20 protein-coding genes and 1 riboswitch are annotated in these 21780 nt (G+C 59.9%); of the genes, 9 read left to right on the top strand and 11 right to left on the bottom strand.

Going from position 1 to position 21780, the window contains the following annotated elements; all coding sequences use genetic code 11:
* On the bottom strand, window positions 1-882 hold an 882-nt coding region (locus KGB24_RS18575), incomplete at its 3' end, for a LysR substrate-binding domain-containing protein (protein WP_223474836.1).
* A 233-nt stretch (window positions 883-1115) separates the two neighbouring features.
* Between KGB24_RS18575 and trhA the strand changes: the two genes are divergently transcribed.
* A complete protein-coding gene (trhA, locus tag KGB24_RS18570) occupies window positions 1116-1733 on the top strand; it encodes a PAQR family membrane homeostasis protein TrhA (protein ID WP_008033324.1) in 618 nt (205 codons plus the stop codon).
* A gap of 93 nt (window positions 1734-1826) precedes the next feature.
* Here trhA and KGB24_RS18565 read toward each other — a convergent pair whose 3' ends face one another.
* Complete coding sequence (locus tag KGB24_RS18565) at window positions 1827-2546, bottom strand: 16S rRNA (uracil(1498)-N(3))-methyltransferase (RefSeq protein ID WP_223414032.1); 720 nt, start codon at window positions 2544-2546, stop codon at window positions 1827-1829.
* A 140-nt stretch (window positions 2547-2686) separates the two neighbouring features.
* Window positions 2687-4093 (bottom strand): adenosylmethionine--8-amino-7-oxononanoate transaminase, encoded by a 1407-nt coding sequence (locus KGB24_RS18560; RefSeq protein WP_008033322.1) that lies wholly within the window; start codon window positions 4091-4093, stop codon window positions 2687-2689.
* 222 nt (window positions 4094-4315) lie between these two features.
* Here KGB24_RS18560 and KGB24_RS18555 point away from each other — a divergent pair, with 222 nt between their 5' ends.
* From KGB24_RS18555 to KGB24_RS18545, 3 genes are all read left to right on the top strand, one after another.
* Window positions 4316-6082, top strand: a complete 1767-nt coding sequence (locus tag KGB24_RS18555) for a flavin monoamine oxidase family protein (protein ID WP_223414033.1) — start codon at window positions 4316-4318, stop codon at window positions 6080-6082.
* Between the two features lie 252 nt (window positions 6083-6334).
* Complete coding sequence (locus tag KGB24_RS18550; RefSeq protein WP_008033319.1) at window positions 6335-6886, top strand: cytochrome b; 552 nt, start codon at window positions 6335-6337, stop codon at window positions 6884-6886.
* Between the two features lie 32 nt (window positions 6887-6918).
* Entirely contained in the window at window positions 6919-7515 is a 597-nt protein-coding gene (locus KGB24_RS18545) for a YceI family protein (protein ID WP_008033318.1), read from the top strand.
* Window positions 7516-7876: 361 nt separating this feature from the next.
* Here the strand turns inward: KGB24_RS18545 and KGB24_RS18540 are convergent, their stop codons facing one another.
* The 4 genes from KGB24_RS18540 to ahcY form a co-directional block, all read right to left on the bottom strand.
* The gene (locus tag KGB24_RS18540; RefSeq protein ID WP_192227562.1) at window positions 7877-9751 is read right to left on the bottom strand and encodes a DEAD/DEAH box helicase; all 1875 of its coding nucleotides are present in this window, start codon (window positions 9749-9751) and stop codon (window positions 7877-7879) included.
* 222 nt (window positions 9752-9973) lie between these two features.
* Entirely contained in the window at window positions 9974-10789 is an 816-nt protein-coding gene (locus KGB24_RS18535; protein WP_008033316.1) for a substrate-binding periplasmic protein, read from the bottom strand.
* 196 nt (window positions 10790-10985) lie between these two features.
* The gene (metF, locus tag KGB24_RS18530; protein ID WP_008033314.1) at window positions 10986-11831 is read right to left on the bottom strand and encodes a methylenetetrahydrofolate reductase [NAD(P)H]; all 846 of its coding nucleotides are present in this window, start codon (window positions 11829-11831) and stop codon (window positions 10986-10988) included.
* A gap of 191 nt (window positions 11832-12022) precedes the next feature.
* Complete coding sequence (gene ahcY / locus KGB24_RS18525; RefSeq protein ID WP_008033313.1) at window positions 12023-13432, bottom strand: adenosylhomocysteinase; 1410 nt, start codon at window positions 13430-13432, stop codon at window positions 12023-12025.
* 23 nt (window positions 13433-13455) lie between these two features.
* Window positions 13456-13554, bottom strand: a riboswitch (S-adenosyl-L-homocysteine riboswitch).
* 198 nt (window positions 13555-13752) lie between these two features.
* Between ahcY and KGB24_RS18520 the strand changes: the two genes are divergently transcribed.
* A complete protein-coding gene (locus KGB24_RS18520) occupies window positions 13753-14145 on the top strand; it encodes an acyl-CoA thioesterase (RefSeq protein WP_008033312.1) in 393 nt (130 codons plus the stop codon).
* Between the two features lie 172 nt (window positions 14146-14317).
* A complete protein-coding gene (locus KGB24_RS18515) occupies window positions 14318-15199 on the top strand; it encodes a formate/nitrite transporter family protein (RefSeq protein WP_223414034.1) in 882 nt (293 codons plus the stop codon).
* On the opposite strand, the gene KGB24_RS18510 is transcribed toward KGB24_RS18515, so the two are convergent.
* A complete protein-coding gene (locus tag KGB24_RS18510) occupies window positions 15200-16465 on the bottom strand; it encodes a cation:proton antiporter (protein ID WP_207284864.1) in 1266 nt (421 codons plus the stop codon).
* Between the two features lie 133 nt (window positions 16466-16598).
* Entirely contained in the window at window positions 16599-17768 is a 1170-nt protein-coding gene (locus tag KGB24_RS18505) for an MFS transporter (RefSeq protein ID WP_223414035.1), read from the bottom strand.
* A gap of 299 nt (window positions 17769-18067) precedes the next feature.
* Between KGB24_RS18505 and KGB24_RS18500 the strand changes: the two genes are divergently transcribed.
* Window positions 18068-18901, top strand: a complete 834-nt coding sequence (locus tag KGB24_RS18500) for an EamA family transporter (protein WP_008033307.1) — start codon at window positions 18068-18070, stop codon at window positions 18899-18901.
* A 41-nt stretch (window positions 18902-18942) separates the two neighbouring features.
* A complete protein-coding gene (locus KGB24_RS18495) occupies window positions 18943-19326 on the top strand; it encodes an MAPEG family protein (protein WP_192416738.1) in 384 nt (127 codons plus the stop codon).
* A gap of 145 nt (window positions 19327-19471) precedes the next feature.
* Here the strand turns inward: KGB24_RS18495 and KGB24_RS18490 are convergent, their stop codons facing one another.
* Window positions 19472-20656, bottom strand: a complete 1185-nt coding sequence (locus tag KGB24_RS18490) for a murein transglycosylase A (RefSeq protein WP_223414037.1) — start codon at window positions 20654-20656, stop codon at window positions 19472-19474.
* 128 nt (window positions 20657-20784) lie between these two features.
* On the opposite strand from KGB24_RS18490, the gene KGB24_RS18485 reads away from it, so the two are divergent.
* Complete coding sequence (locus tag KGB24_RS18485; protein ID WP_008033302.1) at window positions 20785-21234, top strand: c-type cytochrome; 450 nt, start codon at window positions 20785-20787, stop codon at window positions 21232-21234.
* Window positions 21235-21362: 128 nt separating this feature from the next.
* Here the strand turns inward: KGB24_RS18485 and KGB24_RS18480 are convergent, their stop codons facing one another.
* Window positions 21363-21758: a DUF1090 domain-containing protein gene (locus KGB24_RS18480; RefSeq protein ID WP_223414039.1), complete on the bottom strand. Its 396-nt coding sequence runs from the start codon at window positions 21756-21758 to the stop codon at window positions 21363-21365.
* Between the last annotated feature and the right edge of the window lie 22 nt (window positions 21759-21780).

Genomic DNA, 21780 nt, shown 5'->3' with positions numbered 1-21780 from the left:
CGCCAGCAACGCCAGCAAATTCGGATCGCGCTCCTTGGCCTTCAAAAACACCACACCAATGTGCTGCTGCAACCGATACTTTTCCTGCAACGGAATCAGCTTCACCCGGTTCTCATACACCGCTGCAATCCTTCCTGGCAGCAACGCATAACCCACCCCCGAACTGACCATGCTCAGCAGGGTGAAGATGTCGTTGACCTGCATCGCCACCTTTGGCTCGAATCCCGCCTGTTTGAACACCCGATTGCCATCCTGGTGCGTGGCGAAGCCCTGGGTCAGGGTAATGAACGTCTCGTCGCGGACTTCGGCCAGATCGACTTCCGTGCGTTGGGCAAACTTCGAATCCGCCGGGGTGGCCAGGAAAATGTCATCGGAAAACAGCGGGATCTGCTCGCAATCCGGGTCGTTCACGCTCTCGTCCAAAGACACCAGGATCGCGTCGACTTCCATGTTCTTGAGCTTGTACAACAGGTCGAAATTCGAGCCGAGGATCAGGTCGATATTGAGTTCGCTGCGGCGGATTTTCAGGCCCATGATCAGTTGCGGCACGGTCTTCACCGTCAACGAATACAACGAGCCCAGCTTGAAGCGCTCAGCCGAGAACCCGGCGGCTTCGCGGGTCAGGCGCACGGTTTCGACCACGTCCTGAATCAGCTTTTGCGCCCGTTCTTCCAGTACGTAGGCGCTTTCCAGCGGCGTCAGGTTACGGCCTTCGTGCTTGAACAGCGGGCAGCGCAGGGCACTTTCCAGGGAGTGGATCGCCCGGTGCACACTGACGTTGCTGGTCTGCAACTCGGCAGCGGCGCGAGCCAGATTGCCGGTGCGCATGAAGGCGAGGAACACCTCGAGTTTTTTCAGGGTCAACTCTTCATCGATCAGCATGGGCGTGACTCTTATTCGAATGGCTCGATTGTGCCTAATTCCTGAAGCACACGCAGACCTTTGTAGGAGCCAGCTTGCTGGCGATGGCGGCCTTGAAATTATCGTAACGCTTTAGGGCCAATCGCCGGCAAGCCGGCTCCTACAGGGTGCGAGGGTGTACTGAAGAGTTGCGCTTTTACGCTTGAGGCCTGAGCCTTGCGCAACGCTGCATTGGATTGTGAGGTGAGCAACACATGTACCACGGGGAAAGATTGAACGCCTGGACGCATCTGGTCGGGGCGGTGGCGGCGACGGTCGGGGTGGTGTGGATGCTGGTGATCGCCGGCATGGATGGCAGCCCTTGGAAAATCGTCAGCGTGGCGATTTACGGGTTTACCTTGATGGTGCTCTACAGCGCATCGACCGTTTACCACAGCGTGCGCGGGCGCAAGAAAGCGATCATGCAGAAGGTCGATCACTTTTCGATCTACCTGTTGATTGCCGGCAGCTATACACCGTTTTGTCTGGTGACTCTGCGCGGGCCGTGGGGCTGGACGTTGTTCGGGATTGTCTGGGGGCTGGCGCTGATCGGTATCCTTCAGGAGATCAAGCCGCGTTCGGAAGCGCGGATCCTGTCGATCGTGATTTACGCGGTGATGGGCTGGATCGTGCTGGTGGCGGTCAAGCCGCTATTGGCGGCGCTGGGCACGGCCGGGTTTGCCTGGCTGGCCTCGGGCGGGATTTTGTACACCGTGGGGATTATCTTTTTTGCACTGGATCATCGGTTGCGGCATGCGCACGGGATCTGGCATTTGTTCGTGATCGCGGGGAGTTTGCTGCACTTTGTGGCGATTATGTTTTACGTCCTTTAAACCACGTCGCGGCCATCGCCGGCAAGCCGGCTCCTACAGAGAACGTGTTGTGAATACGAACCCTGTAGGAGCCGGCTTGCTGGCGATGGCGTCCTAGAAGTCACCCCACAACTGCTGGGCCACCGCCAATGCCACCACCGGCGCAGTCTCGGTGCGCAAAACACGTGGCCCGAGGCGGGCGGCATGAAAACCGGCGCTCTTGGCCTGATCCACCTCAGCATCGGACAACCCACCTTCCGGCCCGATCAGAAACGCCAGCGTCGCCGGTTTGGCATGACTCACCAACGGCTCAGCCACCGGATGCAGCACCAGCTTCAACTCCGCCTCAGTCTGCTTCAACCAGTCCGCCAACAACACCGGCGGGTGAATCACTGGTACCCGTGAACGCCCGCATTGCTCGCACGCGCTGATCGCCACTTGGCGCCAGTGCATCAGGCGTTTGTCGGCGCGTTCGTCCTTCAAGCGGACTTCACAGCGGTCGCTGAAGATCGGGGTGATTTCGGTCACGCCCAGTTCGGTGGCTTTCTGAATCGCCCAGTCCATCCGCTCGCCACGGGACAAGCCCTGGCCGAGATGGATCTGCAGCGGCGATTCGATTTGCCCAGCGAAGCTTTCGTCGATCTGCACCACGACGCGCTTCTTGCCGACTTCGACCAGCTTCGCGCGAAACTCATGACCCGAACCGTCGAACAGTTGCAACGCATCACCCTCGGCCATGCGCAGCACGCGGCTGATGTAATGGGCCTGGGCCTCAGGCAACTCGTGCTCGCCAATGCTCAGGGGGGCGTCGATAAAGAAGCGGGACAGTCTCATGCGGGTTCTCTGAAAAAGGTGTTGGTCGTCTTTGTGGGAGCGAGCCTGCTCGCGATAGCATCACCGAGGATGATCAGAAAGACCTCGGCGTCTGCATCGCGAGCAGGCTCGCTCCCACATTGATCGCTGTGTGTGATCAATCAACCCGGATCACGGAAACCGGGGTGGAAATCCTGCGGCACCGACACGCTCACACTGTTGCGCGTCGCAATGTCGATCCCTTCACTGGCCACTTCCGCCAGAAAGTCGATCTGCTCCGGGGTGATCACGTACGGCGGCAGGAAATACACCACGCTGCCCAGCGGTCGAAGTAAAGCACCGCGCTCCAGCGCATGCTGGAACACCTTCAAGCCACGACGTTCCTGCCACGGATAAGCTTCCTTGGTCGCCTTGTCCTTGACCATCTCGATGGCCAGCACCATGCCGGTCTGACGCACTTCCGAGACGTTCGGATGATCGGCCAGGTGCGCGGTGGAGGAGGCCATGCGCTGGGCCAGCGCCTTGTTGTTCTCGATCACGTTGTCTTCTTCGAAGATATCCAGCGTCGCCAACGCCGCCGCGCACGCCAGCGGATTGCCGGTGTAGCTGTGCGAATGCAGGAACGCGCGCAAGGTCGGGTAGTCGTCGTAGAACGCGCTGTAGACATCTTCCGTCGTCACGCACGCCGCCAGCGGCAGGTAACCGCCGGTCAGGGCCTTGGACAGGCAGAGGAAATCCGGGCGGATGCCGGCCTGTTCGCAGGCGAACATGGTTCCGGTGCGGCCGAAGCCGACGGCGATTTCATCGTGGATCAGGTGCACGCCATAACGGTCGCAGGCTTCGCGCAGCAGTTTCAGATACACCGGGTGATACATGCGCATGCCGCCGGCGCCCTGGATCAGCGGCTCGACGATCACCGCCGCGACGGTGTCGTGATTTTCGGCCAGGGTCTGTTCCATCGCGGCGAACATGTTCCGCGAATGCTCTTCCCAGCTCATGCCTTCAGGGCGCAGGTAACAATCGGGGCTCGGCACCTTGATGGTGTCCAGCAGCAACGCCTTGTAGGTTTCGGTGAACAGCGGCACATCGCCCACCGACATCGCCGCCATGGTTTCGCCGTGGTAACTGTTGGTCAGGGTGACGAAGCGCTTCTTGTTTGGCTGGCCGCGATTGAGCCAGTAGTGAAAGCTCATTTTCAGCGCGACTTCGATGCAGGACGAACCGTTATCGGCGTAGAAGCATCGGGTCAGGCCTTCCGGCGTCATCTTCACCAGACGCTCGGACAACTCGATCACCGGCTGATGGCTGAAACCGGCGAGGATCACATGTTCCAGCTGATCGACCTGATCCTTGATGCGCTGGTTGATGCGCGGGTTGGCGTGGCCGAACACGTTGACCCACCAGGAGCTGACGGCGTCGAGGTAGCGTTTGCCTTCGAAGTCTTCCAGCCACACGCCTTCACCGCGCTTGATCGGGATCAGCGGCAGCTGTTCGTGGTCTTTCATCTGGGTGCAGGGATGCCACAACACGGCGAGATCGCGTTGCATCCACTGATTATTCAGGCCCATTTCCAGTCTCCTCGAGGCGGTCCGCGACAGGCGCGGACATACAATCGCGCAAGCCTATGCAATGCGTGGCATCGGGACAACCCATTGTGTCGAATGAGCTACTTTGTATAGGGCGATAGACGTTGCTGGCGGGCCTTTGATGGCTGACGTATTCTTCGCGGTTCTTTGAGTCGCCTGACTCGTAAAACTGCTTTTTTCTCGTGTATTTCCGGAGTTCGCTGAATGTCTGCTGGTTGGCTGCGCGCCTGTGCGCTGGTGATGTTGGGGCTGTTCAGCGTGTCTGCGCTGGCCAAGGATAAAACGGCGATCGTGATCGGCGGCGGGCTCTCGGGCCTGACGGCGGCGTACGAACTGCAAAACAAAGGCTGGCAGGTAACCCTGCTGGAAGCCAAGCCGACCCTGGGCGGTCGTTCCGGCATGGCCACCAGCGAATGGATCGGCAACGACAAGACTCAGCCGGTGTTGAACAAGTACGTATCGACCTTCAAGCTGAGCACCACGCCGGCCCCTGAATTCGTGCGCACGCCGAGCTACCTGATCGACGGCGTGTATTACACCGCCGCTGACCTGGCCACCAAAGAGCCGGCTACCGCTGACGCGCTCAAGCGTTACGAGAAGACCCTGGACGACCTGGCACGCTCGATCGAAGACCCGCTGAACCCTGCCGCTACCAGCGCGCTGCATGCCCTGGATCAGATCAACGTCTCCAACTGGCTCGACCGTTTGACGTTGCCAGCCACGGCTCGTCAATTGATCAATCAGCAAATCCGTACCCGTTATGACGAACCTTCGCGCCTGTCGTTGCTGTACTACGCACAACAGAGCCGGGTTTACCGTGGCGTGTCCGACCGTGACCTGCGCGCTTCGCGCCTGCTGGGCGGTAGCCCGGTGCTGGCACAAGCCTTCGTCAAACAGCTGAAAACCATCAAGACCAGTTCCCCGGTCTCGTCCATCACCCAGGACAAGGACGGCGTGACCGTCAAGGTCGGCAGCGTCGGCTATCAGGCTGACTACGTCGTGGTCGCGGTGCCGTTGCGCGCCCTCAACAAAATCGTGATGACCCCGGCGCTGGATGCCCAGCACATGGGCGCGATCAAAGGCACCAACTACGGTTGGCGCGACCAGATCATGCTGAAGTTCAAGACGCCGGTCTGGGAAAGCAAGGCGCGCATGTCCGGCGAGATCTACAGCAACACCGGCCTGGGCATGTTGTGGGTCGAGCCGGCGCTGAAGGGTGGCGCCAACGTGGTGATCAACCTGTCCGGCGACAACGCGCGGGTGATGCAGGCCTTCGGCGACAAGCAGATGGCCGATCAGGTGCTGATTCGCTTGCACACGTTTTATCCACAGGCGCGCGGTTCGTTCACCGGTTATGAAATCCGTCGCTACAGCACCGACCCGTCGATGGGCGGCGCTTACCTGGCCTTCGGTCCGGGCCAGATCAGCAAGTTCTGGCGCCTATGGGAACGTCCGCTGCAACGCGTAGCGTTCGCTGGCGAACATACCGACACCTTGTACCCGGGTACTCTGGAAGGTGCGTTGCGTACCGGTCAGCGTGCAGCCGGTCAGGTTGAAGACCTGGCGGCCGGCAAGTCGTTTGAACCGGCGAAGGTTGTCCCGGCAGCGACTGCTGCTGCAGCCGGCGCAGTGGCGGCGAAGAAAGGCAACTTCTTCAGCAACCTGTTCGGTGGTTCCTCGGACGACGACAAGAAGCCGGAACCCGTGAAAGCGCCAGAGCCAGTCACACCGCCAGCCCCGGCACCGGCTCCAGTAGCAGCCCCGGCCCCTGCGCCAGTGGAAGCGCCGAAACCTGCCGCCCCGGTGAAAGCCGAGCCGGCCAAGAAGGCTGCGGCCAAGGCGCCGGTGAAAAAGCCTGCGGCCGAAACCAAAAAGGCCCCGGCGAAACCGGCGGCAAAGAAAGCTGAAGCGGCGAAGAAACCAGCAGCCAAACCTGCTGCGACCCCGGTAGCTGATACCAAAGCGCAGTAAGCCTCTGGATTAAAGAAACGCGGCGCAAATGCCGCGTTTTTTTATGCCTGAAGAAAAGAATTGAATAAATCTCATGGCATTGGTGTTCTTGATCTGGACGTCATTTTTTTTCACACATTGGTCGTTAATCTTTCCTTAACTCACCGATTTCAGACTCTTGATCGTATTTCTCGATATTTCAAAGCGAAATTTTCCGCTTTAATTCGATAGATAACTCGATAGTCTTGGTCGCAATTCTCACAGGATTTGGGCATGCAGCTACGTAACTCTTCTTCCCGCTACGGTTGGGTCAGCATCTTCATGCACTGGGGCGTGGCGCTGGCGGTCTTCGGTCTGTTTGCGTTGGGCCTGTGGATGGTCGATCTCGACTACTACAGCACCTGGCGCAAAGATGCGCCGGAGCTGCACAAGAGCATTGGCCTGGTGTTGCTGGCCGTGATGGTGCTTCGGGTGCTGTGGCGCTTTATCAGCCCACCACCGCCAACGCTGGAAAGCTATGGCCGGCTGACGCGCATGGGCGCGAAGTTTGGCCATTCGTTCCTGTACCTGGGTCTGTTTGCTGTGATGATTGCCGGTTACCTGATTTCCACCGCAGATGGTGTCGGGATTCCGGTGTTTGGCCTGTTCGAAGTTCCTGCACTGGTTTCCGGACTACCGGACCAGGCAGACACCGCCGGTGAGATTCATCTGTATCTGGCATGGGTGCTGGTAATTTTTTCCGGTCTCCATGCGTTGGCAGCATTGAAGCACCACTTTATCGATCGTGATGCGACCCTTACTCGAATGCTGGGTCGCAAAGCCTGAAGTTCAACCTCGACTCCAAAGGAATAGAAAGCATGTTGAAAAAGACCCTCGCCGCTCTGGCAATCGGTTCCGCTCTGCTGTCCGCCGGTAACGTAATGGCAGCTGATTATGTCGTCGACAAGGAAGGCCAGCACGCCTTCGTTGACTTCAAGATCAGCCACCTGGGCTACAGCTTCATCACCGGTACCTTCAAGGATATCGACGGCAAGTTCAGCTTCGACGCTGCCAAGCCTGAAGACGCCAAGATCGAGTTCAATGTGAACACCGCCAGCGTCTTCACCAACAACGCCGAACGTGACAAGCACATCGCCAGCGGTGATTTCCTGAACGCGAGCAAATTCGCTAAAGCCACCTTCGTTTCCACCAGCGTCAAATCCACCGGCAAAAACGCCGCTGGCAAAGACACTGCGGACGTGGCGGGTGATCTGACCATCGCTGGCGTGACCAAGCCAGTCGTGGTCAAGGCGACTTTCCTGGGTGAAGGCAAGGATCCATGGGGCGGCTACCGTGCCGGCTTCGAAGGCACCACCAACCTCAAGCGTTCCGATTTCGGCAAGCAGAAAGACCTGGGCCCAGCGTCCGACGCGGTTGAGTTGTACGTGACGTTTGAAGGTGTCAAAGCGAAGTAATTTTCGCGCCTGACACAAAAACGCCCCCGATCTCACGATTGGGGGCGTTTTTTATTGCCTGCCAAAATCTGCACGCTAACCACAAATCCCCTGTAGGAGCCGGCTTGCTGGCGATAGCGGAGTGTCAGTCAACGCGGATGTCGACTGACACGACGCCATCGCCGGCAAGCCGGCTCCTACAGGATTGGTGGCAACCGAGCGTTCCCGCTACACGCATGGACTTGTAGGAGCCGGCTTGCCGGCGATGGCGTCCGTGAAATCGCTATCGTCGGCAAGCCAGTCTCCTACAGGTTTGTGTTGATGCATAAAAAAAATGCCCCGGATCGCGAGATCAGGGGCATTTTTCATGGCTGGGTAAAACTCAGCGGTTGCGAGTCAGCAACGCTGGTTTTTCACCGCGCGGACGGCCTGGCAATTGATCAAGCTGTTCAGGTGTCGGGAAACGATCGGTTTTCGACTCCTTGTGAATGATCTTCGGAGCCGGGCCGCGCGGGTTTTGCACGGCTGGTTCCGAACGTGACTGATCGTCACGTGCCGGGCGACGGTTGCGGCCTTCTTCGCGACGGGCCTGACCGTCACGTGGTGCACCGTTGCGTGGACCGCTGCGCTTGGCTGGCGGCGTGCCAGTGGAGGCACCGTCGCTGCTGCGTGGACCGCTTTGGCGACCCTGAGGCTTGCCGCCGGTGCGTGGAGCACCTGCGCCAGCGGCCGTGCCTTGTGCCGGAGCACCCGGACGGCGGCCACGGCCCTGGGCCGGTTTGGCTTGAGGCACGTAGTCGACGCGGTTACCGAAGTTATCGATATCGTCGTCCAGGAACTCGTCCGGAGCGCGATCAGCGGCAGCGCGTGGCGCCGGGCGCTGTTGCTCGCGGGCAGGCGTGCCTTCGCGTGGTTTCTGCTCACGTGCCGGGCGCTCGCCACGGCCGCTGGCCGCCGGTTTTTCCTTGCCGCCCTTGTCCTTGCCCTTGTCTTTACGACCGCCGCCACCGCCGCTGCCGTTCGGGCCGTCGCCGCGCGGGCCACGTGGGTTGCGCGGGTTACGTACGTCCGGACGCTCGCGCACTTCCGGTTTTTCAGCTTCCACGGCGCTGGAATCGAAGCCCATCAGGTCGCCGTCGGCGATTTTCTGCTTGGTCATGCGTTCGATGCTTTTCAGCAGTTTTTCTTCGTCCGGAGCCACCAGCGAGATCGCCTCGCCCGAGCGACCGGCACGGCCAGTACGGCCGATACGGTGCACGTAATCTTCGTCAACGTTCGGCAGTTCGAAGTTGACCACGTGTGGCAACTGGTCGATGTCGAGGCCGCGCGCGGCGATGTCGGTAGCGACCAGGATGCGCACTTCGCCGGCCTTGAAGTCGGCCAGGGCTTTGGTGCGAGCGTTCTGGCTCTTGTTACCGTGGATGGCCACGGCGCTGAGGCCATGTTTATCCAGGTATTCGGCCAGGCGGTTGGCGCCGTGCTTGGTGCGGGTGAACACCAGCACCTGTTCCCAGGCGCCCGCGGTGATCAGGTGCGCCAGCAGCGAACGCTTGTGGTTGGCTGGCAGGCGGAAAACCCGTTGCTCGATACGCTCGACCGTGGTGTTCGGCGGCGTCACTTCGATGCGTTCCGGGTTGTGCAGCAGCTTGCCGGCGAGGTCGGTGATGTCCTTGGAGAACGTCGCCGAGAACAGCAGGTTCTGACGCTTGGCCGGGAGGCGGGCCAGGACCTTCTTCACGTCATGGACAAAGCCCATGTCGAGCATGCGGTCGGCTTCGTCGAGCACGAGGATTTCCACATGTGACAAATCGACGCTGCCTTGGCCGGCGAGGTCGAGCAGGCGGCCAGGGCAGGCCACCAGCACGTCAACGCCACGGGACATGGCCTGAACCTGTGGGTTCATGCCGACGCCGCCGAAGATGCAGGCGCTGACGAACTTCAGGTCACGGGCATAGACCTTGAAGCTCTCGTGTACTTGAGCCGCGAGTTCGCGGGTAGGGGTCAGGACCAGTACGCGCGGTTGGCGCGGGCCGTGACGCTGGGATTTGTCCGGGTGACCGTTAGGGAACAACCGCTCCAGGATCGGAAGGGCGAAGCCACCGGTTTTGCCAGTACCTGTCTGAGCCGCAACCATCAGGTCGCGACCTTGCAACACGGCGGGAATGGCCCGCTGTTGCACCGGAGTAGGCTCGGTATAGCCCGCTGCCTCGATGGCGCGGACTAAAGCCTCGGAGAGACCGAGGGAAGCAAAGGACATGAGTAATCCTGTTTTAGTTAGGGCTTGGCCCAATGGGAGTCTTGCCTGGCGCGAATGGCGTTTAAGAGGACGCAATCCCGTCCGGTCCTGCTGGGCCTCGAAGGCTCGTCTGGAGCGCTCGCGCGGGCTGAAAAGCTGCGCTGTAGCGGGGTCGAGATGCCTTGAACAAGTCCGAGCGTCCGGGCGTGAGCCTGGCGGGAAGGCCGGAGTATAACAGAGCAATCACTGCGCGCCGCTTTCCTGCTGCTCAACGGTTTTTTCGCGGGCAGCGGTGGCTCCGGCAGTTTTCGTGCTGGTAGCCGGATCGGCGCCATAACGGGCACTCAGTTCGGCGTACGCGGGTTCGCGCTTGAATCGTTTGAGCTCGGCGCCGAAGCGCTGCACCAGCAAATCCATGCCCGCGTTGCGGCGCACTGCCAGGAACTGGCTCTGCTGGCTGATGACGGTCGGGTTTTCGCTGATCTGGTCGCGGATATTCAATTCGTCGAGCAAATGCTGGCCCACCCGGCGGTCGGTGATCAGCAGGTCGATCCTGCCGCGCACCAGTTTGCCGAAGTTGGCTTCATGGGTGGGCGCCGGTTCGCGCGTGAACAGCGTCGATTCACGGAAGTCCGGGCTGTACAGATAGCCCGGCGAGGTGCCTATCGTCAGGCCTTTCAGATCGTCGAGGGTGCTAAACGGGTGCGGGCGTTCGTTGGCATAGAACAGCACGAACTGGACTTCCGAGAGCGGTTCGCTGGGGTAGAGCAGGGTCGCATCGCGCTCGTCACTGTGAAAAATGTCCAGCGCGCCATCGGCCTGGCCGGTTTCAAGCATCGACAGGCAGCGTTTCCACGGCAGGAACTGCCACTCGACTTCGATCCCCAGGCGCTTGAAGACGATGGCCGTGGTTTCGTAGTCCAGGCCCAGTGATTTGCCGTTTTCCTCGTAGACATAAGGTGCCCACGGTTCAGTGACAATGCGTAGCTTCTCGCCCCGAGCGGCAAAGCTCAGGCAAGTGAAAACCAGCACGGCAATTAACTGTGGGATCAAAGGCATGGGCTTGAGATTACGACGAGAAACGGGAAAGAGCCAGAAACCGACTGCAGATGCTCTATCTCCGTGTGTTGCATCACAATAAAAGTACGTAGAAAGCAAAAAATCGCAGCCTTCGACCGCTCCTACAGGGATTAAACATGCCCGAATGTAGGAGTGGCCGAAGGCTGCGATCTTTTGATCTTGCTTTAAACGTTTATCAGCGCGGCAACTTCAGGTTGTTCCACACCGCCAGGCTCGCTTCAGCCTGGTTCAGTGTGTAGAAGTGCAGCCCTGGCGCGCCACCTTGCAGCAGGCGTTCGCACATTTCGGTGATGACTTGTTCACCAAAGCCTTGAATGCTCTGGGTGTCGTCGCCGTAGGCTTCCAGTTGCTTGCGGATCCAGCGCGGGATTTCCGCACCGCAGGCATCGGAGAAGCGCGCCAGCTTGCTGTAGTTGGTGATCGGCATGATGCCCGGCACGATCGGGATGTTCACGCCCATCGCCCGTACACGCTCGACGAAGTAGAAATAGCTGTCGGCGTTGAAGAAGTACTGGGTGATCGCGCTGTCGGCGCCAGCGTTGGCTTTGCGCACGAAGTTGGTCAGATCGTCTTCGAAATTGCGCGCTTGCGGATGCATCTCCGGGTAGGCGGCGACTTCGATGTGGAAATGATCACCGGTCTCTTCACGAATGAATTCGACCAGGTCGTTGGCGTGGCGCATTTCGCCGCTGGCCATGCCCATGCCCGAAGGCAGGTCACCGCGCAGGGCAACGATGCGCTTGATGCCGGCGGCCTTGTATTGCGCCAGCAGGCCGCGCAAGTCGGCCTTGCTGTCGCCTACGCAGGACAGATGCGGTGCGGCAGGGACTTTGACTTCGCTTTCGAGCTGCAACACGGTGTTGAGGGTTCGATCACGGGTCGAGCCGCCAGCGCCATAGGTGCAGGAGAAGAAATCGGGGTTGTACGTGGCCAGCTGACGAGCAGTGGCGAGCAGCTTTTCATGCCCAGCGTCGGTCTTCGTAGGGAAGAACTCGAAGCTGTAGCGACGGTCTTGGGACATGGTCATATCCTTGGAAACGCGTAAGGCGAACGCTGACCCTTTGTAGGAGCGAGCCTGCTCGCGAAGAGCGTGAGAGCAATGCGTTTATCCAGCCAGTACGCATTATCGTTAACGTACATCGCGAGCAGGCTCGCTCCTACAGGGGAGCAGGCGACGCGGTGCATCAGAACACCGCGCAGCCGGCCAGCGAATCAGTAGCGGTAAGCGTGCGGCTTGAACGGACCTTCAACCGTCACGCCGATGTAGTCGGCCTGGGTCTTGGTCAGTTGAGTCACGACGCCGCCGAAACCGCGGACCATTTCCAGGGCCACTTCTTCGTCGAGTTTCTTCGGCAGTACTTCAACAGTCAGGCGCTCGGCTTTCTGGGCTGGCGACAGGTCGGCGTACTTCTGACCGAACAGGAAGATCTGCGCCAGAACCTGGTTGGCGAACGAACCGTCCATGATGCGGCTTGGGTGACCGGTGGCGTTACCCAGGTTAACCAGACGGCCTTCGGCCAGCAGGATCAGGTAGTCGTCGTTCTGGGCATCGAATGCGCCAGGACCGGTACGGTGGATTTTGTGAACCTGTGGCTTCACTTCTTCCCATGCCCAGTTCTTGCGCATGAAAGCGGTGTCGATTTCGTTGTCGAAGTGGCCGATGTTGCAGACAACAGCGCGCTTCTTCAGGGCTTTGAGCATGTTCGAGTCGCAAACATTGACGTTGCCGGTGGTGGTCACGATCAGGTCGATCTTGCCCAGCAGCGCTTTGTCGATGCTTGCTTCGGTACCGGTGTTGATACCGTCGATGAACGGCGAAACCAGTTCGAAACCGTCCATGCAGGCTTGCATGGCGCAGATCGGGTCGACTTCGGAGACTTTAACGATCATGCCTTCCTGACGCAGGGACTGAGCGGAGCCCTTGCCCACGTCGCCGTAACCGATGACCAGCGCTTGCTTGCCGGACAGCAGGTGGTCGGTGCCGCGCTTGATCGCGTCGTTCAGGCTGTGACGGCAGCCGTACTTGTTGTCGTTCTTGCTCTTGGTCACCGAGTCGTTGACGTTGATGGCCGGGATTTTCAGCTCGCCCTTGGCCAGCATGTCCAGCAGGCGGTGAACGCCGGTGGTGGTTTCTTCGGTCACGCCGTGAACGCGATCCAGAACCTGTGGGTACTTGTCGTGCAGCAGCTGGGTCAGGTCGCCGCCGTCGTCGAGGATCATGTTGGCATCCCATGGCGCGCCATCTTTCAGGATGGTTTGCTCCAGGCACCACTCGTACTCTTCTTCAGTCTCGCCTTTCCAGGCGAAAACCGGGATGCCAGCAGCGGCGATAGCAGCAGCGGCCTGATCCTGAGTCGAGAAAATGTTGCAGGACGACCAGCGAACTTCGGCACCCAGGGCAACCAGGGTTTCGATCAGCACGGCAGTCTGAATGGTCATGTGGATGCAGCCGAGGATCTTGGCGCCTTTGAGCGGCTGCTCACCGACGTACTTGCGGCGCAGGCCCATCAGGGCTGGCATTTCGGATTCAGCGATGATGGTTTCGCGACGACCCCAGGCAGCCAGGGACATGTCGGCGACTTTGTAATCGTTAAAATCTGCAGGCGTGATAACAGCGCTCATGAAGAGCCTCCATTCGTAATGTATGCGAATGGGCGCCGTTGTGCGTTTAGTGTCTGGCCGTGGCCAGTCAACGCCCCATCCGAGCCTGACAGGTTGAACCTGCTGCAGCGCCCCTCGGACAGGTGGCGGGAAAACGGTAGCAATGGAACGTTACCGTTTTGAAACGGGGGCGATTATAGCGGGCTATGCTGATCTTCCAAAGCGTTTCTGTCGGTCAATGTCCGAACGGTAATCGTGACCATAGACGATGCTTAATAGAGCTCTAGTCCGGGCTCTGCCATGATGGCACCCATCATTCGGCAAGACGCTCAGGAGTGAATATGAATTTCCACACCCGCAAATGGGTAAAACCCGAAGACCTCAACCCCAACGGCACGCTGTTCGGCGGCAGTCTGTTGCGCTGGATCGACGAAGAAGCGGCGATCTACGCCATCGTCCAGTTGGGCAATCAGCGCGTGGTGACCAAGTACATTTCCGAAATCAACTTCGTCAGCGCCTCGCGCCAGGGCGACATCATCGAACTGGGCATCACCGCCACCGAGTTCGGTCGCACCTCGATCACCCTGACCTGCGAAGTGCGCAACAAGATCACCCGCAAAAGCATCCTGACGGTGGAGAAGATGGTCTTCGTCAACCTCGGTGAAGACGGCCTGCCCGCCCCACACGGCCGAACCGAGATCAAGTACGTCAAAGACCAGTTCAAGGACGAGTAATGCGAGTACCGTAGGAGCCGGCTTGCCGGCGATGGCGCCTTAAGCATCACCGCAAAAACCGAGTCGCCCCCATCGCCAGCAAGCTGGCTCCTACAGAAACCAGCCAGTGCACTGAACAGCGCCGAACCCCGCGTGTCGTACCTACATGACACGCCACCGGTTCCGGAGCTCTATGGACGCGCAAAAAGACGGCAAGACCCCGAACCTCTCGGCTGAAGAACGGCACGACGTCGAAAAAAGCCAGCCGCCACGTGCGGCTGTATTGCACGAAATCATCCGCACTCAGGGCGATCAGGAGCTCGAACGCAGCGTCGCCGCGCTATGGTGGTCGGCGCTCGCCGCCGGTCTGACCATGGGCCTGTCGCTGATGGCCATGGGGTTGCTCAACTCGCGCCTTCCGGATGGCGAGCACTTCAAGGTGATTGCCAGTTTCGGTTACTGCGCCGGGTTCCTTGCGGTCATCCTCGCCCGCCAGCAATTGTTCACCGAGAACACCCTGACGGCGGTGCTGCCGGTCATGACCAAACCCACTCTGAACAATTTCGGCCGGTTGTTGCGGCTGTGGTCGGTGGTGCTGGTGGGCAACCTTTGCGGCACCTTGCTGGTCGCGTATGTGATGTTGCACCTGCCGATTTTCGACACCAAGACCGACCTGGCCTTCCTCGATATCGGGCGCAAAGTCATGGATAACGACGCGAGCAAGATGTTCGCCAAAGGCATTGTGTCGGGCTGGATGATCGCGACCATGGTCTGGATGATCCCGTCCATGGAGAGCGCCAAGATGTGGATCATCATCCTCATCACCTACCTCATGGCGCTGGGGGATTTCACCCACATCGTCGTCGGTTCGGCCGAGGTGTCGTATCTGGTGTTTGCCGGCGAGTTGCCGTGGAAGGATTTCTGGCTGGTGTTCGCAGGTCCCACGCTGGCGGGGAACATCATCGGTGGCAGCTTTATCTTTGCGCTGTTGAGCCATGCGCAGATTCGCAGCGAAAGCGGGCCGCCGAAGCAGTCTGCGGATCGGGGGGCCGACCCGCAGAAGGTCAAAAAGTAATCAGTGATGCCCGGCCTGTGCCGCTGGCGCAGGCTCATCCCGGGTCACGTGCTTGACCAGTTTGCCGATGCTCAAGCCCTGCAACAGGATCGACGACAACACCACGATGTAGGTGATGCTCAGCAGCAAATCACGCTCCGGGCCCAATGGCAGCGCCAGGGCGAGCGCTACCGAAACACCACCGCGCAAACCACCCCAGGTCAGAATCCGGATCGTTCCGCGCGGCACTGTGCGCCAGCGCCGCAGCAGGAGGATGGCCGGTGCCACGGTCAACAGGCGCGAGAGCAGAATGGCCAGGGCCAGCAAACTTGCCGCCAATACGTGCAGCCAGTTGAACGGCAGCAGCAACAGCTCCATGCCGATCAGGGCAAACAGCAGGGCGTTGAGCATGTCGTCGAGCAGCTCCCAGAAACCGTCCAGGTACTTTCGGGTCATGTCGTTCATCGCCAGATTGCGCCCCAGATTGCCGATGATCAGGCCGGCGACCACCATCGCAATCGGTGCGGAAACATGCAGCTCCGACGCCATGGCCGAGCCGCCGATCACCAGTGCCAGGGTCAACATGACTTCGATCTGATGCTGCTCGATGCTCTTGATCATCAGATACACCAGGTAGCCAATCAGCCCACCAAACAGCACGCCGCCAATCGCTTCGTGCGCGAACAACAGGGCCGTGGCGCCTACGGTTGGGGTTTCACCGAGTTGCGCGATACCCAACAGCACGGTGAACACCACTACCGCGGTGCCATCGTTGAACAGCGATTCGCCGACAATCGTGGTTTTCAGCGGTTTGGACGCGTTGGCGGTCCGCAGCACGCCGAGCACCGCGATGGGGTCGGTCGGGGAAATCAGCGCGCCGAACAGCAGGCAATACAGAAAGCTCACATGCCAGCCGAACAGGGCAAAGATGTAATACGCGAGGCTGCCGATCACGGCGGTGGCGATCAATACGCCAAATGTTGCGAGCAGGCCGATGGGCCAGCGATAGCTGCGCAGGTCATTGAGATTGACGTGCAGCGCACCGGCGAACAGCAGAAAGGACAGCATCCAGTTCATCAGCAGATCGCCGAAGTCGATCTGGCCGATCAACTGTTGCACGCGCTCTTCGAGGCCGGGGTAACCGAGGAAACTCAGGCCCTGCAACAGCAGGGAAAACATCAGTGCGGTGACCATGACGCCAATGGTCGGGGGCAGGCCGATGAAACGGAAATTCACGTAGGTGAGCAGGGAGGTGAGGCAGATAAACGCAGCGACAAGTTCAAGCATCCGGGGTCCTTGGATGAGGGGAGAGATTGGTTTTCAGGTAGGTGCACCGAGTCGGTTTCTTCGCGGGCAAGCCTCGCTCCTACAGGATCTGCGCGATCCTGTAGGGGCGAGGCTTGCCCGCGAAGGCAATTATTCAGGCGGACACATTGACCGCAGCCGCACCGCGACGTTGCAGGTAAATGAAGAAAAGCGCTGTCAGCACCGTCAAGCCACTGACCAGTGCGCCGGTCCACGGCAAGTCCGCCAGATTCGCGCCGCTGGCGACCACCAGCCCGCCAATCCACGCGCCGGCCGCATTACCGAGATTGAAAGCGCTCTGGTTCAACGTCGAGCCGAGGTTCGGTGCTTCGTGCGCCTGATCAATGATCAGCAGTTGCAGAATCGGGCACAGGGCGAAGGCAAAGATCCCCCACAGCACCAGCGTGATCGCCGCTGGAATCACCGAGTGACTGGTCTGCGTGAACGCAGCCAGCACGACCACCACCGCCAACGCCATGCCCACCAGTGAAGGCAGCAAGCGACTGTCGGCCAGGCGGCCGCCGAGCATGCTGCCCGCCGTCAAACCGACGCCGAACAACAGCAGCATAATGGTCACGCCGTGCGGGCTGACCCCGGTGATGTCCTGCAGGATCGGTGCGATGTAGGTGAACACGCTGAACAGGCTGGTCGACGCCAGCACGCTCATGCCCAAGGCCAGCAGCACATTGACCTTGCCCAGCACCTTGAACTCGCTGGCGAGGTTGGCCTTGTCCATGGCGATGTCCTTCGGCAGCCAGACCCACTGCGCAATCGAGGCGATCACACCGATCACCGACACTGCCCAGAACGTCGAACGCCAACCGGCGTATTGGCCGAGCGCGGTGCCCAATGGGACGCCGAGCACATTGGCCAAGGTCAGGCCGGTGAACATCATGGCAATCGCCTGCGCCCGTTTGTTCGGCGCGACCAGACCGGCCGCGACCACCGAACCAATGCCGAAGAACGCCCCGTGGCACAACGCGGTAACCACTCGCGCGGCCATCAGCGTGGCGTAGTTTGGCGCCAACGCGCACAGCACGTTGCCGAGGATGAACATCAGTGTCATGCCCAGCAGGGTGGCTTTGCGCGGCATATTGGCGGTGCCGACCGCGAGGATCGGCGCGCCGAACACCACACCCAGGGCGTAACCGGTGATCAACAGGCCGGCGTGGGGAATGCTGACGGCGAGGTCGCGAGCGACGTCGGGCAGCAAACCCATGATGACGAATTCAGTGGTGCCGATGCCGAACGCGGCAACAGCGAGGGCAAGCAAGGCGAGTGGCATGCGCAAGGTCTCTGTCGGTAGTCTTGACGCTGTGATCAGGCATACGCAGGCCGACGACCGTTCTCGAAGAGAACGGGCCATGGCAGAAATTATTGGAATTAGTCTGTGCGCAACTGAGTGCGGCGTGGTCGCTTGCAGTATAAACAGCTGCTGACATATGGCGAATCAATTATCCCCCCTTGTAGGAGCCGGCTTGCTGGCGATGCAGGCGCTGCGGTCCAACAGGCGGACCGCGTCATCGTTCATCGCCAGCAAGCCGGCTCCTACAAGGGCAAGGTGATCAATGAAAGGAGTGTGCCGTGCTTGCGACGGCGTTGGTGTTGGTGGCGGCGCTGTTGCACGCGGCGTGGAACACCCTGATTAAATTCAGTGCGGAACGGTTGTTGGTCGTGGCCTGCATGGACAGCGTGGCGATGCTTTTTGTCGCGCTGATGCTGCCGTTCGTGGCGCTGCCACCGATTGAAATCTGGCCATGGATTCTCGCATCGGCCGCATTCGAATTGCTCTATCGCTATCTGCTGATTCAGGCCTATCGAGTTGGTGATCTCGGTTTGGTGTACCCGCTGATGCGTGGCTTGTCGCCGTTAGTGGTGCTGGCCTTGACGCTGATCTTTGCCGGGGAGGTGCTGACGAATCAGCAGATCTTCGGAATTCTGCTCATCCCGTTGGGCATGCTGTGCCTGCTGTGGCAGGGCGGTGGCGGTACGCGTTTGCCGTGGTCGATGCTGCCGGTGGTGGCGCTGATTGGCCTGTGCATCGGCTGCTACACCTTTATCGATGGCCAGGCGTTGCGGCGCTGGTCGCATCCGCTGGATTACCTGGTCTGGGTGACGTTGCTCAGCGCCTGGCCGTTTCCGCTGCTGGCGTTGGTGCGCAAGCGGCCGGCGTTCATGCTGTTCTGGCGTGAACAATGGCGCTTGGGATTGGCGGTCGGGTTCTGCGTGTTGTTCAGCTACGCTCTGGTGCTGTGGGCGATGCAGCTGGGGTCGATTGCAGAGGCGGCGGCATTGCGCGAGATCAGCGTGATTCTGGTGGTGCTGTTTGGCATGCGCTATCTGAAAGAACCTTTCGGTCGGCCGCGGCTCCTGGCCTGTGGGCTGGTGCTGATCGGCATGTTGGTGATGAAGTTTTGACCGGAATCCGGATTTTATAACTCGAAGAAAAGGACTGCGATATGACGGTTGCTCTGTGGTGCATTTTGATTGCGATCTTCCTGCCCTATCTCTGCGTGGGTATTGCCAAGATCAGTGGCCGTTTTGGATTGAAAGACAATCATGATCCCCGGGATTTTCTCGAGTCACTGAATGGTTTGGGCCGGCGCGCCTACGCGGCGCAATTGAACAGTTTCGAAGTGACCCCGGCGTTCGCGGCGGCGGTGATCGTGGCCCACCTGGCCGGCAACGCCGAGCTGGTGACGATCAATGTGCTGTCGGTGTTGTTCATCACCAGCCGTCTGCTGTACATCATTTGCTACCTGGCAGACTGGGCGATTCTGCGGTCGCTGGTGTGGTTTGTGGGGATGGGGTTGATCGTGAGTTTCTTTGTGATTTCGGTCTGACATATCTGCGGTGTTTTTACTGACCCCTTCGCGGGCAAGCCTCGCTCCTACAGAGATCTGCGGCGAGCACACAATGTGTGATCGACAGCAATCCTTGTAGGAGCGAGGCTTGCCCGCGAAAGCTATCTATCTGCCGCCACAGTAATTAAGGGTTGGCTTTAACCGCATCAGCCACCTGAGGCACTTGCGGCAAGGCCGCGCCTTTGGGCCAAAGCATCCAGATCTGCCCCTGCTGCTTCATGTCGCCAGCCAGTTGCCCCGCCGCTTCGCCGGTACCCCAGAACAAATCCGCACGGACTTCGCCGGCAATCGCGCCGCCAGTGTCTTGAGCTGCCACCGGACGAACCAGTGCAGTGCCGTCCGGCCGCGTTGTGGATAACCATAACAGGCTGCCCAGCGGAATCACTTTGCGATCCACTGCCGCGCTGTAACCCGCCGTCAGCGGTACGTTCAGCGAGCCGCGAGGGCCTTCATTGCTGTCCGGGTTGCGGGTGAAGAACACATAGCTCGGGTTACTGCCGAGCAGTTCCGGAATGCGCGCCGGATTGGCCTTGGCCCAGTCGCTGATTGCGCCCATGGTCACGTCTTCTTTCTTCAGTTCGCCTTGCTCTACCAGCCAGCGGCCGATGGGGCGATACGGATGGCCGTTCTGGTCGGCATACGCAATGCGCAACTGGCGACCATCGTCGAGCTGAATGCGACCGGAACCCTGGATTTGCAGGAATTGCAGGTTCATCGGGTCGGTCAGCCACGCCACGACCGGCGCCTTGACCCCTTTGGTTTCGATGGTTGCTGCATCGTCGTAAGGCTTGAGCACGCGACCTTCGAGCCGTCCGCGCAGGCGTTTGCCTTTGAGCTCCGGGTAGATGCTGTCCAGAGAGACGATGATCATGTCCTCTGGAACCCCATACACCGGGATGTTCGCCACGGCAGTTTGGGTCAGGCTGCCGGGGTAGACCGGCTCGTAGTAACCGGTGATCAAGCCGTTGGGATTGTCGTTGGCGGCGCGCAGGCCGTAGACGTCGAGGTTCTGTTTGAGGAAGCCGCGAATGTCACTGGCGGTTTGCGGCACGGTGCTGGCAGCGGCACAGGTCGAGCCCCAGATCGGGTCGGCCTTGAGTCGGGTGCAGGCGCTGCGCCATGAACCGAAACCGGCGACCAGGTCGTTATCGGACACCGTCGGCAAGGCTTCCCAGGTGGCGCTGGAATAAGTCGCCAGCGCGTGGGTCTTGGGTTTGTTGTTGTCACCGCCGGTGCAGCCTGCGAGCACGGCCACCATCGGGAGGGTCCAGGCGAGGCGGTGACGCCATGCCTTGAAACGGCTGTTCATGGAGTAATTCCTTTGTCGGTTGCCTGAGTGCTCCATGCGCTCAAACAACCCGTATTGATAATAGGGCTATTGGTCTTTGCCGATGACGCGAGGATACTGGCCGCCGTTTCCCGTGACCTGAAGCCACCATGACTCTTAAAAGACTTTCCGTTGTATTGCTGGCCTGCCTGACCTTGTCCGCGTGCGGCGGTGTCGATCCGAATTCTCCATTGGGCCAGCGCAAGGCAATCTTCAAACAAATGCTCAAGACCGGCGAAGATCTGGGTGGCATGTTGCGCGGCCGCATTCCATTCGACGGCCCGAAATTCGCTGACGGCGCGGTGAAACTCGATGCGTTGTCCCAGGAACCGTGGAAGCATTTTCCGCAGGTGCGCGAGGAAGATCACACCAGCGCCAAGGGCGACGTTTGGCAGAAACAGGCACGCTTTCAGGAAATGGCCCGCACCCTTGAAGCCGCCACCGGTGAATTGGTGATTGCCAGCAAGGTTCAGCCATACAAGGCCAGCAACCTGGGGCCGGCGGTGCAGAAGGTCGAAGATGCCTGCAGTGCGTGCCATAAAGAGTTTCGGGATCATTGATTTGCAGCGCTCTTGCTGACGCTTTCGCGAGCAGGCTCGCTCCCACATTGGAATGCATTCACCTGTGGGAGCGAGCCTGCTCGCGAAGCTCCCTGAAGAACGCTACAAATTCCTGACTTTACCTTTTCTTATTTATCCAGCTCGTCGAGCGCGTCTTGTAGCTCTTTGCGCGACTCGGCCAGTTTGTCTTTGCGCTTGTTGATCTTCTCCGGGTCGCCTTTCTTCATGGCTTTGTCGAGGTCGGCCTGGCGCTGGCTGACTTCATGCTTGGCGTCGAGGACCTTGTTTTCCCGCTCCTTCTTCAGCGAAGCGTCGGTGCAATGCGCAGTGACTTCGCTCAGTGCCGTTTCCAGGCCTGCCTGCTGTTCGGCGTTGCCATGAGATTTGGCCAGTTCGATCTGGTTGATGATGCCCTGTTTCTTGGCGGCACAACCGGTCAGCCCCGGGGCCTCTTCGACGGCCATCAGTGGCGCGGCCATCACGCTGCAAAGGGTCAGCAGGGCGAGCGGTGAAAGAAATTTCATAAAAGCTCCATGTGCAGGTGCA

The sequence above is a fragment of the Pseudomonas sp. BF-RE-25 genome (assembly GCF_019956105.1).
Classification (GTDB): Bacteria; Pseudomonadota; Gammaproteobacteria; order Pseudomonadales; family Pseudomonadaceae; genus Aquipseudomonas; species Aquipseudomonas migulae.
The sequence above is the reverse complement of the archived record's forward strand: the minus strand, read 5'-3'. Positions and strand labels throughout refer to the sequence as shown.

What these genes read in the sequence shown, in the direction of transcription:
- KGB24_RS18490 (WP_223414037.1), bottom strand. Translation starts at nt 20,656, where the DNA reads ATGAACAGCCGTTTCAAGGCATGGCGTCACCGCCTCGCCTGGACCCTC.
- KGB24_RS18535 (WP_008033316.1), bottom strand. Translation starts at nt 10,789, where the DNA reads ATGCCTTTGATCCCACAGTTAATTGCCGTGCTGGTTTTCACTTGCCTG.
- KGB24_RS18520 (WP_008033312.1), top strand. Translation starts at nt 13,753, where the DNA reads ATGAATTTCCACACCCGCAAATGGGTAAAACCCGAAGACCTCAACCCC.
- KGB24_RS18495 (WP_192416738.1), top strand. Translation starts at nt 18,943, where the DNA reads ATGACGGTTGCTCTGTGGTGCATTTTGATTGCGATCTTCCTGCCCTAT.
- KGB24_RS18545 (WP_008033318.1), top strand. Translation starts at nt 6,919, where the DNA reads ATGTTGAAAAAGACCCTCGCCGCTCTGGCAATCGGTTCCGCTCTGCTG.
- KGB24_RS18505 (WP_223414035.1), bottom strand. Translation starts at nt 17,768, where the DNA reads ATGCCACTCGCCTTGCTTGCCCTCGCTGTTGCCGCGTTCGGCATCGGC.
- KGB24_RS18515 (WP_223414034.1), top strand. Translation starts at nt 14,318, where the DNA reads ATGGACGCGCAAAAAGACGGCAAGACCCCGAACCTCTCGGCTGAAGAA.
- KGB24_RS18510 (WP_207284864.1), bottom strand. Translation starts at nt 16,465, where the DNA reads ATGCTTGAACTTGTCGCTGCGTTTATCTGCCTCACCTCCCTGCTCACC.
- KGB24_RS18560 (WP_008033322.1), bottom strand. Translation starts at nt 4,093, where the DNA reads ATGGGCCTGAATAATCAGTGGATGCAACGCGATCTCGCCGTGTTGTGG.
- KGB24_RS18555 (WP_223414033.1), top strand. Translation starts at nt 4,316, where the DNA reads ATGTCTGCTGGTTGGCTGCGCGCCTGTGCGCTGGTGATGTTGGGGCTG.
- ahcY (WP_008033313.1), bottom strand. Translation starts at nt 13,432, where the DNA reads ATGAGCGCTGTTATCACGCCTGCAGATTTTAACGATTACAAAGTCGCC.
- KGB24_RS18565 (WP_223414032.1), bottom strand. Translation starts at nt 2,546, where the DNA reads ATGAGACTGTCCCGCTTCTTTATCGACGCCCCCCTGAGCATTGGCGAG.
- KGB24_RS18540 (WP_192227562.1), bottom strand. Translation starts at nt 9,751, where the DNA reads ATGTCCTTTGCTTCCCTCGGTCTCTCCGAGGCTTTAGTCCGCGCCATC.
- KGB24_RS18550 (WP_008033319.1), top strand. Translation starts at nt 6,335, where the DNA reads ATGCAGCTACGTAACTCTTCTTCCCGCTACGGTTGGGTCAGCATCTTC.
- KGB24_RS18480 (WP_223414039.1), bottom strand. Translation starts at nt 21,758, where the DNA reads ATGAAATTTCTTTCACCGCTCGCCCTGCTGACCCTTTGCAGCGTGATG.
- trhA (WP_008033324.1), top strand. Translation starts at nt 1,116, where the DNA reads ATGTACCACGGGGAAAGATTGAACGCCTGGACGCATCTGGTCGGGGCG.
- metF (WP_008033314.1), bottom strand. Translation starts at nt 11,831, where the DNA reads ATGTCCCAAGACCGTCGCTACAGCTTCGAGTTCTTCCCTACGAAGACC.
- KGB24_RS18485 (WP_008033302.1), top strand. Translation starts at nt 20,785, where the DNA reads ATGACTCTTAAAAGACTTTCCGTTGTATTGCTGGCCTGCCTGACCTTG.